The organism is Rhodococcus sp. WAY2, from assembly GCF_009859915.1.
GTDB classification, from domain to species: Bacteria; Actinomycetota; Actinomycetes; order Mycobacteriales; family Mycobacteriaceae; genus Rhodococcus_F; species Rhodococcus_F oxybenzonivorans.
The window spans coordinates 1,341,624-1,356,491 of sequence record NZ_CP046572.1; the positions used below are offsets into that span (position 1 = coordinate 1,341,624).

Sequence of the window (14,868 nt, forward strand, 5' to 3'; positions counted from 1 at the left end):
GAAGGACAGGAAACACGATGGGCAACATCACGTACGACTTCACCGGCAAATCGGTCATCGTCACCGGCGCCGCCCGCGGCATCGGCCAGGCCCTGGCCCGCCACTTCGCCGAGGCCAAGGCGACAGTGTTCATGGTGGACTTCGACAAGGACGAACTCGACAAGGCCGCCCGCGAGGTCGGCGCCATCGGCATCCCGGCCGACGTCAGCGACACCGGTGACGTCGAGAACGTTGTCTCTACCGTGATAGCCGAGACCGGGCGGGTGGACATTCTGATCAACAATGCCGGGATCCTGCGCGACAAGGTGCTGTGGAAGCTGACCGACGAGGACTGGGACCAGGTCCTGAATGTCCACGCGGGCGGCACGTTTCGATTCACCCGGGCCTGTGTTCCGCATTTCCGGAGCCAGGAATTCGGGCGGGTCGTCAACATCACCTCCTACACGGGGCTGCACGGCAACCGCGGGCAGGCCAACTACGCCACCGCCAAGGCTGGGATCATCGGGTTCACCAAGACCGCCGCGAAAGAGCTCGCTGCTTTCGGGGTCACCGTGAATGCGATCTCCCCGAACGCTGCGACCCGGATGACCGCCTCCATTCCGAAGGAGAAGATCGCCGAGGTCACCGGTCCGATCTCGCGGTTCGCCGACCCCGCCGAGATGGCCGACGCCATCTGCTTCCTCGCGTCCGAGGAAGCCGGCTACGTCACCGGCGTCGTCCTTCCGGTCGACGGCGGCATCTCCATCTGAGCGAGCCCACCTTTGAACGGATCTGATTCTCATGACTGATGTACTTTCTCGCCGCGATCTCGATTTCCTGCTGTACGAGTGGCTCGACGTGGTCGCGCTGACCTCGCGTAAACGCTTCGCCGAACATTCGAAGGACACCTTCGACGCGGTGCTCGACCTCAGTGCGGACCTTGCGCACAAGCATTTCGCCACGCACAACAAGAAGGCCGACGCGCACGAGCCGACCATGCGTCCGGACGGCACCGTCGAGATGATTCCGGAGGTCAAGACGGCGCTCGACGCTTACGCGGCGTCGGGTTTGATCGCCGGGGCATTCGACGAGAGCGTCGGCGGGATGCAGCTGCCCACCACGGTGGCGCGCGCGGCGATGGCCTGGTTTCAGGGGGCTAACGCCAGCACCTCGTCCTATCCGTTCCTGACGATCGCCAACGCAAATCTGCTTGCCACGTACGGTACCGAGCAGCAGATCGACGACTACGTCCGTCCGATGCTCGAGGGCCGCTGGTTCGGCACCATGTGCCTGTCCGAGCCGCAGGCCGGATCCTCGCTGGCGGACATCACCACCCGCGCGGTACCGCAGGAAGACGGCAGCTACCGGGTCACCGGAACCAAGATGTGGATCTCCGGAGGCGACCACGAACTCACCGAGAACATTGTGCACCTGGTGCTGGCGAAGACACCGGGTGGCGGCCCTGGTGTCAAGGGCATCTCGCTGTTCATCGTCCCGAAAAACCTTCCCGGCGCCGACGGTGCCGCCGGCGAACGCAACGACGTCACCTTGGTGGGCCTCAACCACAAGATGGGCAACCGCGGCACCACCAACACCCTGCTCGCTTTCGGCGACGGCACCCACACCCCCGGTGGGAAATCGGGTGCTGTCGGTTTCCTGGTCGGCGAGGAACACCGCGGCCTGTCCTACATGTTCCACATGATGAACGAGGCCCGGATCGGTGTCGGGTTCCTCGCGATCGCCCTCGGCTACGTGGGATACCGCAAGTCGCTCGAATACGCGACGGTGCGGACCCAGGGCCGCCCTCTCGGAGCCAAGGATCCCTCCTCGCCGCCGGTGCCGATCATCGAACACGCCGATGTCCGCCGCATGCTGCTGGCGCAAAAGTCCTACGTCGAGGGCGCGCTCGCGCTCGGCCTCTACTGCTCGCGGTTGGTGGACGAACACGACACGGCCGACGATGCGGCCACCGGCGACCAGGCGACGTTGCTCCTCGACGTGTTGACCCCGATCGCGAAGAGCTGGCCATCGCAGTGGTGCCTCGAGGCGAACAGCCTCGCGATCCAGGTGCACGGCGGTTACGGCTACACCCGCGACTACGACGTCGAACAGTACTACCGCGACAACCGATTGAATCCGATCCACGAGGGCACGCACGGGATCCAGGGGCTGGATCTGCTGGGCCGCAAGGTCATCATGCAAGACGGTGCCGGGTTGCGGTTACTCGGATCGAAAATCGCCGCCACCGTCGCGCGGGCTCGGTCTCTCGGTGGCGACGCCACCGGTTACGCCGACGCCCTCGACACCGTCTGGAACCGGGTCGTCGACATCACCACCGCCTTGTGGGCGGCCGGTGACGCGGCGGCCGCGCTGGCGAACTCGTCGGTCTATTTGGAAGCGTTCGGGCACACGATCATCGCGTGGATGTGGCTCGAACAGCTCATCGCCACCGAGGGTAAGAGTGGTGACTTCTATGAGGGAAAGCGCATGGCCGCCCGCTACTTCTACACCCACGAGCTACCCAAGGTCGGCCCGCAACTCGATCTGTTGGCCAGCGGAGACCGGACCACTCTCGACATGAACCCCAGCTGGTTCTGACCCAGGAGGCATCACATGAGTGTGCTCGACAAATTTCGCCTCGACGGCCGCACCGCCATCGTCACCGGCGCCTCGTCCGGCCTCGGTGTGGCCTTCGCTCAGGCCCTCGCCGAGGCCGGCGCGGACATCGTCCTCGCGGCGCGTCGCGTCGACAAACTAGACGACACAGCCGCACTTGTCCGTGCCACCGGCCAACGGGCACTGCCGGTGGCTACCGACATCGCTGATCCGGATCAGTGCGCCGCTCTGGTCGACGCGGCAATGACCGAGTTCGGCCGCGTCGACGTTCTCGTCAACAACGCCGGCGTCGCCACCGCCCACCCCGCCACCCGCGAAACCCCGGACCAGTTCCGCTCGGTGATCGACATCAACCTGGGCGGCTCCTACTGGACCGCCCAGGCGTGCGGGAAGGTCATGCAACCCGGCAGTTCCATCGTCAACATTTCCAGCGTCCTCGGGCTCACCACCGCCGGCCTGCCCCAGGCCGCCTACAGCGCCAGCAAAGCCGCAATCATCGGTCTGACCCGAGATCTCGCCCAACAATGGGGCAGCCGCAAGGGAATTCGCGTCAACGCGCTCGCCCCGGGCTTCTTCGCCTCCGAGATGACCGACCAATATCACGACGGCTACCTTGACAGCCTCGCGTCACGGATGGTGCTCGGGCGCACCGGCGATGCCGCCGAACTCGCCGCCACCCTTGTCTGGCTCGCCTCCGACGCCGCCGGGTACGTCACCGGACAAACACTTGCAGTCGATGGCGGTATGACCATCACCTGATCGCACCGTACCCACAAGCCCATCGCGTCGAACGTAACAACCATGCGCACCACCACCACCGTCGACGGGTTGAAGAGCGTCTACTTAAATCTCATACTATCTGCCACTGACGTGGCCGATGCCGGAGATGTAAGTACTTCACGGCTACCCGTAACACCGTGCGGTGTGGCGGGTTTGACCGTGTCCCACACCGACGCTTGTGGTGCAGGAACGATTCTTCTTTGATTCACCCCCGCCTGGGGTGTCGCGGTGGGAACACTGCGGCGGACCCGGCGATGCCGTGGCCTGCTCGGGGTGGGGCTGGTCTTGTCGCGGCACTGCCGGACCGGTGCATGTTCGGTGTTCCGGATCTGCGGGTTCCGTCCGCGCCTGTGGATTGCTGTGCTGCGCCCGAGTAGTGCACGTTTGGCGAGGTTCACAGCGGCTACGTGGTCGCGATTGCCGCCGACCTTGCACCGTGCGCACCATGCCCGGTGGTAGCCGCCCGGGCGGGAGAGGGTGTCGTTGCAGCCCGGGCACAGCGCCGACGTGCCGCGGGCCGGGACGGACACCACCGTCACGCCGACCCCTGCGGCGGTGTGTGCGAGAGCGTCGACGGCTTTGCGGCGGGCGGACTGCGCGGCCCGGTTGTTGTTCACCCGGCCATGACCCCGGGTTTCGAGGGTGGTGAGGTCTTCGATCGCGATGACTGCCGCGCCCGCCGCGGCGGCGTAGTCGGTCACTTCCCGGCCGAAGTGGAAGGCGAGTTCCCGGTTGATCTTGCCCCGTTTGACACCGACCGCGGTGCGGTGGGCGTCGAGGACCGCGATCTTCTGTTCCAGTTCGGCGCGCACCTCGGGTGGTGCGGTCGCGGCGAGCCGCGTCAGTCGTGCGGCCTTGCGGTGCAGGTGTTGGCCTTCCGCTTGCAGGCGGGCCAGCCTGATCCCCAGGCCCAGGTCGTCGTAGGTGAAGCCCCGGTAGTCCGAGACCAATCCACCCCCACCGCCGTCGATCCCGACGTCAGATCGGGCGCCCGAACAGATTCGGTGGCCGCGCAGCGCAGCAGCAGGCCACGGTGGTCGAGGACGAGAGTGGGCAGATGCCAGTCGGTGATTGCTCGGGTGTGCAGGTGTGGTGGGATCGCAGCGGTCAACCGGACCCGCCGCCACTGCGCCCGCCCGGCCGGGGCCTCATGCGTGGGAAGTTTGACCGTCAACACCATGACACCGTCTGCGACGGTGATCTGCGAGAGTTGTCGATCGGCGGCGGAGAGCATGGCCAGCATCGATGTCTGCGGTGGTTCCTGCACATCGGTGATGCGTAGGCGTTCGGTGGCCGCGCCGTCGTTGCGGCGGGCGCGCGCAGTGAGTTGCCGCGCCACGCCGCGCGCGAAGCCGGCCGGCACATAGTCGCCGGCCGCAGTCGGCGGCGTCAGCCGGCCCGTGGCCGGGTCGAACCTGGCCGACAGCGAACTGATGGCGTTGTCCCGGTACGCCAAGGTGCGTAGCGTGCCGATCGCCTGGGAGGTGACCACCCGGGTTACCCGCGACGGCACGTACACCCCGGTGGGGTAGGTCGGGTGCCACCCCAGACGCGCTGCAGCGACATGCCCGTGCACCGGGAGCTTCCGGCCTTGACCATCACGTCCGGCGGTAAGGGCATCGAAGGTGGCCGGTTGCCACAACCGTGACACCAACTCCGATTGCGCGGCGCCGATCAGGTCGAGCAGCCACCGGACACGAATATCGATCTCGTCGAGCCCGAGCGGGGCGTCGGTAGCGTCGTCGACCGCCGCGTACGGGCGGGTGGTGAACGAAAACTGACGCGGCACAGTGAACCCGGCAACAGTCATCGGCTATCCCTCCTCCAACCTCGCTGCCGCATCGCCCGAGAAGTCGGCGTTGACTCTGTTTCGACCGCAGCCGGTAGAACCGGCCCGAAAACGAGGCGAGCAACGCCATGAAGTCATCCATCAACTCCTCCACCAGCGATGTGTCGCCATGCTCCCGCAGGACCTCGACCGTAACCCCGACCACCGACAAGTACCTTTCGATCCAGGCGACTCCGAACCGGGCCAACCGATCCCGCCACACCACCGTGAAGTGGCCTTGGGCGGCGTCGTCGAGCATCCGATCCGAACCGGCCCGCGTTTCCCTCACACCAGAACCGCGATCCTTGTACACCCGGTACACGGCCCCGGAGGCGCTCTCGCGCAACATCGACTCCTGATTGGCGAGCGAGGACTCCTGCCCCGTCGAGCCGGACACTCGGCAGTACCACGCTTCCACCCGGTCGGTCGGAGCCTTGTCCGGGGCGGGAGGACGGCCGAGGTAGGCATCGAGGTCAGTGCGATCAAACACGCGCTGGCCGGAACCTGTACGCCGGGAGGGCAACCGGCCTTCCGACGCGGCCTTACGGACGCCCACGACTGACATGTTCAGATACGCCGCGGCCTCGCCAATGCGCATGAATCGAGAGGAGCAGAAAGAATCAGGGAGTATCATATGTCCCATCAACTGTTGAGAGCCTCGTCGGCACCACACTGGACCCCAGTGACTGGTTCGAGATCACTCAAGGTCGAATCGCCACTTTCGCGGACGCCACCGACGATCACCAATGGATCCATATCGACCCGGAACGGGCCCGCAAGGAAAGTCCGTTTCGCGGTACCATCGCCCACGGTTACCTCACCCTGTCGTTGCTGAGCGTCATGTTCGCGCAGGTTCTTGAAGTTCAGGGCACGTCCCTGGCGGTGAACTACGGCCTGAACAAGGTCCGGTTCCCGGCCCCCGTCCCCGCGGGATCGAAGGTCCGGCTCGCGGCCGAGATAATTTCGGCCGAGGACATCAGCGGCGGCGTTCAGATCGTGTCCGCAGTGACCGTGGAATGCAGCGCCACCGACAAACCCGTCTGCGTCGCCGAACCGCTGTTCCGATACTACCGTTAGACCCATGCTGCAATGAGTGCCGTTGCCGTTCATGCCGAGTGTTGTTCAGCGCACTCGGCATGAGCGTCCGCGGTTGCCCGGTCACTATCATCCCTCGGTGGTGTTCCCGGGACACGCTCGTGGTGGCGGGATATTCCCGATGGTCATGGCGGGCCTGGGTTTCGCGCGACATGCAGTCACACACGGCAAGCCCGCCGCCGCCGTCGTCATCCGCGGCCGAGCTCAGGCGACGACCTCGCCACCACAACCGTCGAAGTCGGGTGCGCGAGTGCTCTGACGACGCTGGCCGAATACCCCGGAGGCAACCGCGCCGGCTGTACGGTGAGCGCGACCGCGTAGGCCGTCTTCCTCACCGTCCTGACCCGTGGCCAGGTCAGTGCCGTTGTCGTCGACGATGCGAATTTCCTGGCCGTTGAGGGGGAGTCCTACGCTGCCGGCGCGGCGGTGGCCGTGGACGGGGTTGCGGGTGGAGACAGAGGTCCCTTCGGGGCGTCCATAGCCCTCGATGAGTGGGAATCCGTGGCGAGATCAGCTGTCCGCGTACAGGACAACATGGCCGTCTACAGGGCGCCATCTTGTCCCTTGACACGTTTCCTGGTCGACGCTCGCAGCAAGGTTCTCAAATTTCCGGGAAGTGCAGATCAGATGTCGATGCAGATCTTCCCCAAATGTCGACCGGACTCCTACATGATCGACCCCGCGACAGCGACGAACGCATGAAATTGCTGGATCCGTAGCACTTGTCACCGGTTTGAACCGTGGCATCGGGCATCGCCTCGTCACTCGGCTCGCCGCGGGCAGTGCGTCGAAGGTTTATTCGTTCGTCCTCGGTGGGGACGAGTTCCCTAATGGGGGCGGGTAGGGTGGCGTAGGTGTAGTCGGCGACGGCCACCGGTGCGGTGGTCCCGGCAAGGGAGTACGGACGACGTTGTCATTGCGGCCGGCACACAGCAGGATCCCGATGGTGGGTGCGTGCTGGGTGCGATCGGACAGGTTCTCGTCAATCCAGGACACATAGCAGCCGAGTTTGCCGACGTACTCGGGTTCGAACCCGGCCGACCCTTCAGTTCGACCACCACGAAACGGGCCTGGATCCAGTCGAAGACAATAGGTCGATGTAAAAATCTTCACCGTCGACCTCGAAGTGATACTGGCGGCCGACGAACGCGAGCCGTGCCCGAGCTCGAGCAGGAACCGCTCCAACCGGGCCATCAGCGCCGCCTCGAGCTCGTGTTCGGCGACCCGATCCCTCAGATCCAGAAGTCGAAGACATAGGGGTCACGGACCAGTTTCTGCGCCAGGTCGGAGTTACCGGTGGGCAGGTGGTGGGCGAAGTTGGACGGCGCCGCCCCGATCCTGCTGGACGAATGCGCTTCGCGGCCACGCCGAGGCGATCTTCCGCAGGTAATGCAGGTTACTCCGGGAAATCCGCACATTTCGGGAAACGCCGACCGCAGATCAGCGGCGAGGGGGTCGATGACCTTGCTGCCCCACCCCTCGGCATGCTGGCGGTCGAGGATCGGACGCCCGATGTCCCAGTACAGCAGCAACAACTCGGTGTTGACCCCCCGCGTGGCCCGGAACCCGAGCCCGCTGGACCTGCGTCTCGAGGTGCTCGAGGAAGTCGCGGTAGTCGTCGGGCAGCAATCCGAAATCTGACTCAGCGCCCTGACTTTGACGCTGACGTTCGGTACTTCAGGCCGTGCGGCTTCCGTGATGATCGGGATTACGACGCCGCCGTCGACCTTGCTGCACTCGCTGCGAGTGTTGACGGCGGCCCGTCTTCGGCGAGTTGCGGACGAGACGTGAAAGCGGCCCGACAAAAACCAACCATCAGACCCGCCACTCGGTGGGCGCGGTATTGCTCCGGGAACACCACCGAGTGTTGAACGTGGCCGGGATAATCCGGACACTTACGGTCGTGCTTCCTTTTAGAGGCCGAGATCGCGGCCGATGACTTCGCGCATGATTTCGTTGGAGCCCGCCCAGATCTTGGTGACGCGGGCGTCTTTCCAAGCACGCGCGACGCGATATTCGTTCATGTAGCCGTAGCCGCCGTGGATTTGTACGCAGTGGTCGAGGATCTCGTTTTGGACGGTGGAGCTCCACCACTTGGCCTTGGCGGCGTCGACGGCGGTTAATTCGCCGGCGATGTGGGCGGCCACGCAGGCGTCGACGTGAGCCTGGGCGACGTCGAGTTTGGTAACCAGTTCGGCGAGCAGAAATTTATTCCATTGCATGGAGCCGATGGTCTTACCGAACGCCTTGCGTTCCTGGGCGTAGGTAACGGTTTCTTCGAGGATGCGGCGAGTGTGGGCGAGGTAGGCGACTGCGCCGCTGATGCGTTCCTGGGGGAGCAGGTTCATCATGTGGATGAATCCGCGGTCGAGTTCGCCGATAATGGCCGTGTCGTCGACGCGGACGTCTTCGAAGAACAATTCGGCGGTGTCGGATTCGGGTTGGCCGACCTTGTCGAGTTTGCGGCCGCGGGTGAAGCCGGGAGTGTCGGCGTCCACGGCAAACAAGGTGATGCCCTTGGAGCCCTTTTCCCGTGTGGTGCGGGTAGCCACGATGATCAGATCAGCTTGGGTGCCGTTGGTGATGAAAGTCTTAGAGCCGTTGATAACCCAGGTTGCGCCGTCTTTGACGGCGGTGGTCTTCAACGCGGCCAGGTCCGAGCCGGCCGATGGTTCAGTCATGGCGATGGCGGTGATGAGTTCGCCGGTGCAGAATTTCGGTAGCCAGCGTTGTCGTTGTTCTTCGGTGGACAGGGTAACCAGATATGGTGCGACGACGTCGAATTGGATACCAAACGACGATGCGGCCGCGGCGCTGGAGCGGGCTAGCTCTTCGCCGAGTACGGCATTGAACCGGTAGTCGCCAGCGGCGCTGCCGCCGTACTGTTCGGGGACCTCCAAACCCAGGTAGCCGTTGGCGCCGGCCTCGAGCCAGATCTCGCGATCGATGTAGCGCTGCTCGATGAACTTCTCCTCGTTGGGCACCAGATGACGGTTGACGAACTCCCGTACCGAATCCCGGAACGCATCGTGATCGGAATCGAACAAACTGCGCCGCATATGGAAGTACCTTTCAGGCGTGGTTGACAGTCATGCGCCGGACCGTCGGTAAGTAAGCTGCGCACGGCGTTGCGCAGGTCGGCGGACATAAATAATTCGCGGGCGGGCCACGCCCGCCGGGCTCGACGAACCGCCCATGGACGGAGTCAGACCGACCACCGTCTCGACAGCCCGAATCCCGCCGTCGGGCTTGCCACGATGAGATCGCATGTCAGCGCGATCTCGAATGCCGTGGGCGTTGGTAAGAGAGAGTAGTCTCTATCAGCGGACAGGGCAAGAGCATGGAGCGACTGCCCCATCCATTAGCCGGACCGCCCGGGGCGGTCCGGCCCCGCACGACAACGGCCCCGACACGTGCGCCACGCGAATTCGGTGTGTATCACAGTGACGCGGAGCGAATCTCACCCTCGAGCGGTCGCGACCGCATCACTTCGGGTGCACAGGCGCTGAAGCAGAGGTCTGGTCCGCGATCCAGTCGTTGTAGAACTGCGGCATCTCGGAGGCGCGCCCGTGGAAGTCGGGTTTGCGTTTCTCGAGGAAGGCGGTGACACCTTCCTTGCCGTCGCCGATGCTGGTCCAGAACATGGCGAGCGAGTCGATCCGGTGGGCCTGGTCGGGGTGGGTCAGGGTGGCGTTGCGTCGTACCATTTGCCGGCTCAGCGCCACGGCGACGGGGGAGCGGTCCCGGGTCCAGGCGTCGGCGACCGCGACGGCCTGGGTGAGCAGGTCCTCGCCGGGGTGGATTTCGTCGACGAGTCCGACTCCCAGCGCGGCTTGGGCGTCGAGGATGTCGGCGCGCAGGACCAGGTCGAGCGCTGCGGAGGGGCCGACGAGTCGGGGTAGGTACCAGGTCGAGCAGGCCTCGGGCACGATGCCGATGCGGCCGAAGACGAGTCCGATGCGGGCGGAGGTGGACATCAGTCGGCGGTCCATCGCCAGTGTCATCGTGGCGCCGATGCCCACAGCTGGGCCGTTGAGGGCGGCGATGACGGGTTTGCGGCAGTCGTGGATGGCGAGTGTGCAGCGGCCGCCGGTGTCGCGGACCTTTGCGATGGCCGGGTCGTCGAGGTCGGCCATGTCACTCAGGCCCGGTGTGCGTTGCTCGTCGAGGCCGAACACGTTGCCCTCGCGACTGAGGTCCATGCCGGCGCAGAACGCCCGACCGGCGCCGGTGACGATGACGGCGCGGACGGAGTCGTCATCGTTGACGGTGCGGAAGGAGTGCTCGAGTTCCTCGGCCATCGTGACGGTGAAGGCGTTGAGGTGTTCGGGTCGGTTCAGGGTGATCGTCAGGATGCCGTCGGTGACGTCGTGCCGGATTGTCTGGAAGTCCATGCTCAGACCGCCTGGGATGCGGTACGGGCGGCTGCCGGAAAGGAGTGGCCGAGGCCGGTGATGATGCGGTCGGCCTCGTCGATGATGCCGTCGACGATGTCCTGGCAGCTCTGCACGGAGTCGATCAGGCCCTGGGCCTGGCCGGCCCACCACATGCCGTCGTGCATGTCGCCGTGGGTGAGGACGCGGTCGCGTCCACGTGCTCCGGAGGCGAGGTCGGCCACGTCGGCGAAGGTGGCGCCGGGCTGTGCGGAGCGGCGGGCGATTTCCTCCGAGATCGTGTTGCGGGCCACCCGGGCGGTGTTGTTGAACTCGCGGAATACCAGTTGGGTCGCGCGTTCGTCGTTGGCGACGATCTGGTCTTTCACGTTTTGGTGGACGGGGGCTTCGGTGGAGGCGACGAAGCGGGTGCCCATGTTGACTGCGGATGCGCCCAGGGCGAGGGCGGCGACCAGGCCGCTGCCGGTGGCGAAGCCGCCGCTGGCGATCAGGGGGATCCGAACCTTGCGGGCGGCTGCGGGGATGAGGACGAGGCCGGGGATGTCGTCGTTGCCCGGGTGGCCGGCGCACTCGAAGCCGTCGATGCTGATTGCGTCGACGCCGAGCGCTTCCGCTTTGAGGGCGTGCCGCACGGCCACCGCCTTGTGGATGACTTTGATGCCCGCTTTCTTGAACGCGGCGACATGCTCGGCGGGGTTGGCGCCGGCCGTCTCGACGATGGTGATGCCGCTGTCGATGATCGCTTCGCGGTACTCGTCGTAGGGCACGGGGGTGAGCGTCGGAAGGATCGTGAGGTTGACGCCGAACGGGCGGTCGGTCATGGTTCGGCAGCGTGCGATCTCCTTGGCCAGGGCTTCCGGAGTCGGTTGGGTGAGCGCCGTGAGGAACCCGAGGGCTCCGGCGTTGGCCACCGGCGCGATCAGGTCGGCGGTGCCGACGGCGGTCATTCCACCGCACACGATGGGGTGCTCGATCCCGAATTCCTCGGTGAACCGTGTCGAGAGCATGGCGTCCTTTCATTCGTGCCGAGCCCGGCCGGGCACGTGCGTTGTTCGCGTCAAAGAGCTGATCAGCCCACCCGGCGGAGCCACCCGAGCATTCGATGCACCGAGAGGTGCAGTGCGAGAAGGGTGTGCGAGACACGTTGGAACCGACCGGCGTCATGGGGAAGTCGCCATTTTCGCTCCCCATGCCTCCGCCGCTCTCATACGATAGAGAGTGAGTACTATCACGTCAAGGATGCGCCTTGCTGAGCGCGATGCCGGCCGATGGTCGCATAATTGACGTGAAAGCGAACGCTCTCTATCGTTGAATCGCCGACCGAATTGCGGGGTGCCCCGGTGCAACCTGCGTGACGAGCACTGGGTCGGCCCGCGAATCCAGCCTCGTCTGAAGGAGAGCACCACATGAATACGCTTGCAGGAGACCTGGCGCGCGCGCTGGGCAATGTCGAGGCGATGCAGGAACTGTACGCCGACGACATCAGCTGGACACTGCCTGTCACCCTGGGTCGGATCGGCGGTACCCACGAGGGCAAGGACGCCGTCCTGCAGTTCAACAAGATCTCCTTGGGGCCCTACAACAAGTCCGCGGGCTTCAAGGTCGACATTCATCACGAGTTCGGTGACGGCGAATACAGCGTGGCCCGCTTCACCTGCCGTTCGACCGTCGCGGCGACCGATGAGGAATACGTGAACGAGTACGTGCTCTTCGCGCGTGGGCGTGACGGCAAGATCACCGAGGTCGTCGAGCACCTCGACACGCTCAAGGTCATGCACTACGAGGGACTGCGAACCTTCCTTCCGCGTATCTCGGGGGTCGTCGTCTCATGAGTGTGTTGAACCGGACGTGGCGCGTCGCGGGCATGCCCAGCGAACATTTGGAGACTTCCCACTTCTCGTTCGAGACCGCGGACCGGCCTGAGGCGGGCGACGGGCAGGTGTTGTGTCGGGTGCTGTGGATCTCCATGGACGCGGCGCAACGCGCGTGGTTCCAGGCGGCCACCTATCGTGCTGCGATCCAGGTCGGCGATGCCATGCCCGGGTTTTCGCTCGCCCAGGTGGTGGAGAGTCGCTGCGATGATTTCGCGGTCGGCGATATCGTCGCCGGTGATCTTGCATGGCAGGACTACGTCGTCGCCGAGCCGAGTGGCCTGCGTCGGATCGTTCCGAACCGGCCACTGTCCAACTACCTCAGCGTCTTGGGAATCACCGGCCTGACCGCCTACTTCGGCCTGCTCGACATCGGCGAGGCCAAGCCGGGGGAGACCGTCGTGGTCTCCGGGGCGGCCGGCGCAACGGGCACCCTCGTCGGGCAGATCGCGAAGCTGCAGGGGTGTCGTGTGGTCGGCATCTGCGGGAGCCCTGAGAAGCAGGAGTGGCTCACGTCGGAACTCGGATTCGACGCGGCGGTGAGCTACCGTGACGAATCGTTCCGGAAATCACTGCGCGAAGCATGTCCCGACGGCATCGACGTCTTCTTCGACAACGTCGGTGGCACGACGCTCGACACCGTTCTCGGGTCCATGGCGTACCGCGGTCGCGTCGTCTGCTGCGGCGTCGTCTCGCAGTACGACACCACCACTCCCGTGCGCGGTGCGCGTGGTGTCCCCGGCGTGCTGATCATCAAGAGCATCACGATGCGCGGATTCCTGGTGATGACAGACTTCGCCGATCGGTGGGACGAGGGGCTGAAGGTGCTGGAGGGGTGGCTTGACGACGGTTCACTGAAGGTCCGCGAGGACACCCTCGAGGGACTCGAGAAGGCTCCGGAAGGCCTCATCGGGCTTCTCAACGGGAACAATGTCGGCAAGCGAATGATTCACGTGGCCGACCCGTCCTGACTTCGAGCAGGCGGCATCGGCGACACGATCGAGCGGTGGTTGACACCGCGAGCTTCGCGACGCCGAAACACCGCGGCGGACTGGCGTCGTGACCGAGCCAGTCCGCCGCGGTGTCTTGACCAGCCGATCGTCGGCGCCGGCCGTGTGCGTCGGCTCGAAATGGGTGGGGCCCTCGCCTTCACACCTTGCGGGGGGCGCGACCAAATAAATTGAATGGCCTCCCGCGGCCCGAGTAGATGGTTTCCATCCATGAATTCACACGAGCATCGCAGACGGCTTCAGAGGCGACATGCCGCATGGGTCGAGGTCGACCGTACGCGCAAGCACCGCGACACCGACGCGGAGTTCCTCATCGAGTTCGCCAGTAGGTGGGCTCCATACGGGGGCCCTAGCGACGAAGAGATCCTCGTTCACTTCGGCCTGACAAGGCCCAGCTTCATCGAGCGTTTGTGGCAAATCATTCCTGAATCCCACTGCGCTCACGAGGAGACGCTTAAGTTTGCGAACGTATACCCGCGTCGGCGTCACCTGCGAACAAACACTCGTCCACGCTGAGTGGTGTGCAGTCCACTCTGGAGCCGTGCTCGTCGCACACGAACGCGGCGTGCACAACGCGGTCATGCCGTAGACGCCGATGGTGACCGGATCGCGCTCGACGGCTTCCGCTTCCTTTGCGCCTGAACCACGAGAGCGTCGCCGCTAGGCAAGAAAGGACGAGGGCCGTCGCCATCCGACCGGGAGGGCGCCCAGGGCCGGCGTCCGTCGACTCACATCAGGATCGCCCATGCCCTGAGCCGGCAAATGGTGCGACGCAACGCTGACGCACCCCGACGAGGCCCACCGGATCGATTCGCTCGCCATGTTCTGGACCAGCATCGGCGACGGCAAGGAAGGCGTCGCCGCCTTCCTCTCGAGAAACGCAAACCCGACTTCCACGGGCGCGCCTCCGAGATGCCGCAGTTCTACAAACGACTGGATCGCGCACCAACCCTGACCCCCGACTGCCCGCAACACCGAACTGACACCCCCACCAAAACCGCACATGAGACCCGGGCGCTCGCCACCTGAGTCTCATAGCGCCAGGGCGCCACGACGCTCAGAATTCGGGCGACGACAACCCCGTGACTGCGGCGACGCCTTGATTGCGGGAAATCCGCTCCGCGTGGGTGGCGGGGTGATCGAGGATCGGCGCGGACAACGAGGTTTCGAGATCATCGAAACGGTCGGCACCAAGACACGGTGGCAGGATCTGGACCCGCGACGGAAGAGCGCCCACGGTGTCGTCACCCCATGTCACTCACGGTATTGACGCGGTAGTGATCGCTCTCTATCGT

13 protein-coding genes and 3 pseudogenes are annotated in these 14,868 nt (G+C 65.0%); 8 read left to right on the plus strand and 8 right to left on the minus strand.

All coding sequences use genetic code 11. From position 1 onward, the window contains the following. Positions 1–17 precede the first annotated feature (17 nt). Genes GFS60_RS06310 through GFS60_RS06320 form a run of 3 tightly spaced genes read left to right on the plus strand, consistent with a single transcriptional unit; the run spans position 18 to position 3,354 of the window. Positions 18–749, plus strand: a complete 732-nt coding sequence (locus tag GFS60_RS06310) for an SDR family NAD(P)-dependent oxidoreductase (protein WP_016882377.1) — start codon at positions 18–20, stop codon at positions 747–749. 31 nt (positions 750–780) lie between these two features. Continuing rightward, positions 781–2,577 (plus strand): acyl-CoA dehydrogenase, encoded by a 1,797-nt coding sequence (locus tag GFS60_RS06315; protein ID WP_159919713.1) that lies wholly within the window; start codon positions 781–783, stop codon positions 2,575–2,577. 15 nt (positions 2,578–2,592) lie between these two features. Then, positions 2,593–3,354, plus strand: a complete 762-nt coding sequence (locus GFS60_RS06320; protein ID WP_159919715.1) for an SDR family NAD(P)-dependent oxidoreductase — start codon at positions 2,593–2,595, stop codon at positions 3,352–3,354. An 80-nt stretch (positions 3,355–3,434) separates the two neighbouring features. Here GFS60_RS06320 and GFS60_RS06325 read toward each other — a convergent pair. Together GFS60_RS06325 and GFS60_RS06330 are read right to left on the minus strand one after the other, a co-directional pair. Then, a pseudogene (locus GFS60_RS06325) lies at positions 3,435–5,185 on the minus strand (zinc ribbon domain-containing protein). Between the two features lie 109 nt (positions 5,186–5,294). Then, positions 5,295–5,846: pseudogene (locus GFS60_RS06330) on the minus strand (IS607 family transposase); the annotation flags it as partial. Between GFS60_RS06330 and GFS60_RS06335 the strand changes: the two are divergent. Further along, complete coding sequence (locus tag GFS60_RS06335; RefSeq protein ID WP_159926923.1) at positions 5,804–6,280, plus strand: MaoC family dehydratase; 477 nt, start codon at positions 5,804–5,806, stop codon at positions 6,278–6,280. The pseudogene GFS60_RS06330 and the gene GFS60_RS06335 sit on opposite strands and share 43 nt — an antisense overlap. 222 nt (positions 6,281–6,502) lie before the next feature. Here the strand turns inward: GFS60_RS06335 and GFS60_RS38960 are convergent, their stop codons facing one another. Then, positions 6,503–6,787 (minus strand): hypothetical protein, encoded by a 285-nt coding sequence (locus GFS60_RS38960; protein ID WP_236603479.1) that lies wholly within the window; start codon positions 6,785–6,787, stop codon positions 6,503–6,505. Positions 6,788–7,530: 743 nt separating this feature from the next. After that, entirely contained in the window at positions 7,531–7,830 is a 300-nt protein-coding gene (locus GFS60_RS40315) for a DUF1016 N-terminal domain-containing protein (protein ID WP_236603389.1), read from the minus strand. On the opposite strand from GFS60_RS40315, the gene GFS60_RS40320 reads away from it, so the two are divergent. Next, entirely contained in the window at positions 7,811–7,939 is a 129-nt protein-coding gene (locus tag GFS60_RS40320) for a hypothetical protein (RefSeq protein WP_268962543.1), read from the plus strand. The genes GFS60_RS40315 and GFS60_RS40320 overlap by 20 nt on opposite strands. A gap of 272 nt (positions 7,940–8,211) precedes the next feature. On the opposite strand, the gene GFS60_RS06350 is transcribed toward GFS60_RS40320, so the two are convergent. The 3 genes from GFS60_RS06350 to GFS60_RS06360 form a co-directional block, all read right to left on the minus strand. Then, positions 8,212–9,357 carry an acyl-CoA dehydrogenase family protein gene (locus tag GFS60_RS06350; protein ID WP_159919717.1) on the minus strand — a complete coding sequence of 382 codons (1,146 nt, stop codon included), beginning with the start codon at positions 9,355–9,357 and terminating at the stop codon, positions 8,212–8,214. Between the two features lie 426 nt (positions 9,358–9,783). Next, entirely contained in the window at positions 9,784–10,692 is a 909-nt protein-coding gene (locus tag GFS60_RS06355; RefSeq protein WP_159919719.1) for a crotonase/enoyl-CoA hydratase family protein, read from the minus strand. A gap of 2 nt (positions 10,693–10,694) precedes the next feature. Further along, the gene (locus GFS60_RS06360) at positions 10,695–11,699 is read right to left on the minus strand and encodes an NAD(P)H-dependent flavin oxidoreductase (RefSeq protein ID WP_159919721.1); all 1,005 of its coding nucleotides are present in this window, start codon (positions 11,697–11,699) and stop codon (positions 10,695–10,697) included. Between the two features lie 399 nt (positions 11,700–12,098). Here GFS60_RS06360 and GFS60_RS06365 point away from each other — a divergent pair, with 399 nt between their 5' ends. From GFS60_RS06365 to GFS60_RS38970, 3 genes and pseudogenes are all read left to right on the plus strand, one after another. Further along, positions 12,099–12,524, plus strand: coding sequence for a nuclear transport factor 2 family protein (locus GFS60_RS06365; protein WP_159919723.1), 426 nt, complete (start codon positions 12,099–12,101; stop codon positions 12,522–12,524). Beyond that, positions 12,521–13,534, plus strand: a complete 1,014-nt coding sequence (locus GFS60_RS06370) for an NADP-dependent oxidoreductase (RefSeq protein ID WP_159919725.1) — start codon at positions 12,521–12,523, stop codon at positions 13,532–13,534. The genes GFS60_RS06365 and GFS60_RS06370 overlap by 4 nt, the downstream gene beginning before the upstream one ends. 774 nt (positions 13,535–14,308) lie before the next feature. After that, positions 14,309–14,528: pseudogene (locus GFS60_RS38970) on the plus strand (enoyl-CoA hydratase); the annotation flags it as partial. Positions 14,529–14,630: 102 nt separating this feature from the next. On the opposite strand, the gene GFS60_RS06375 reads toward GFS60_RS38970, so the two are convergent. After that, positions 14,631–14,831 (minus strand): hypothetical protein, encoded by a 201-nt coding sequence (locus tag GFS60_RS06375; protein ID WP_159919727.1) that lies wholly within the window; start codon positions 14,829–14,831, stop codon positions 14,631–14,633. Positions 14,832–14,868: the final 37 nt, after the last annotated feature.

Excerpts from the sequence above, each read along its gene's own strand:
- GFS60_RS06315 (WP_159919713.1), top strand. The coding sequence starts at position 781 with ATGACTGATGTACTTTCTCGCCGCGATCTCGATTTCCTGCTGTACGAG.
- GFS60_RS06310 (WP_016882377.1), top strand. The coding sequence starts at position 18 with ATGGGCAACATCACGTACGACTTCACCGGCAAATCGGTCATCGTCACC.
- GFS60_RS06350 (WP_159919717.1), bottom strand. The coding sequence starts at position 9,357 with ATGCGGCGCAGTTTGTTCGATTCCGATCACGATGCGTTCCGGGATTCG.
- GFS60_RS06370 (WP_159919725.1), top strand. The coding sequence starts at position 12,521 with ATGAGTGTGTTGAACCGGACGTGGCGCGTCGCGGGCATGCCCAGCGAA.
- GFS60_RS06360 (WP_159919721.1), bottom strand. The coding sequence starts at position 11,699 with ATGCTCTCGACACGGTTCACCGAGGAATTCGGGATCGAGCACCCCATC.
- GFS60_RS40320 (WP_268962543.1), top strand. The coding sequence starts at position 7,811 with ATGTCCCAGTACAGCAGCAACAACTCGGTGTTGACCCCCCGCGTGGCC.
- GFS60_RS06355 (WP_159919719.1), bottom strand. The coding sequence starts at position 10,692 with ATGGACTTCCAGACAATCCGGCACGACGTCACCGACGGCATCCTGACG.
- GFS60_RS06365 (WP_159919723.1), top strand. The coding sequence starts at position 12,099 with ATGAATACGCTTGCAGGAGACCTGGCGCGCGCGCTGGGCAATGTCGAG.
- GFS60_RS06320 (WP_159919715.1), top strand. The coding sequence starts at position 2,593 with ATGAGTGTGCTCGACAAATTTCGCCTCGACGGCCGCACCGCCATCGTC.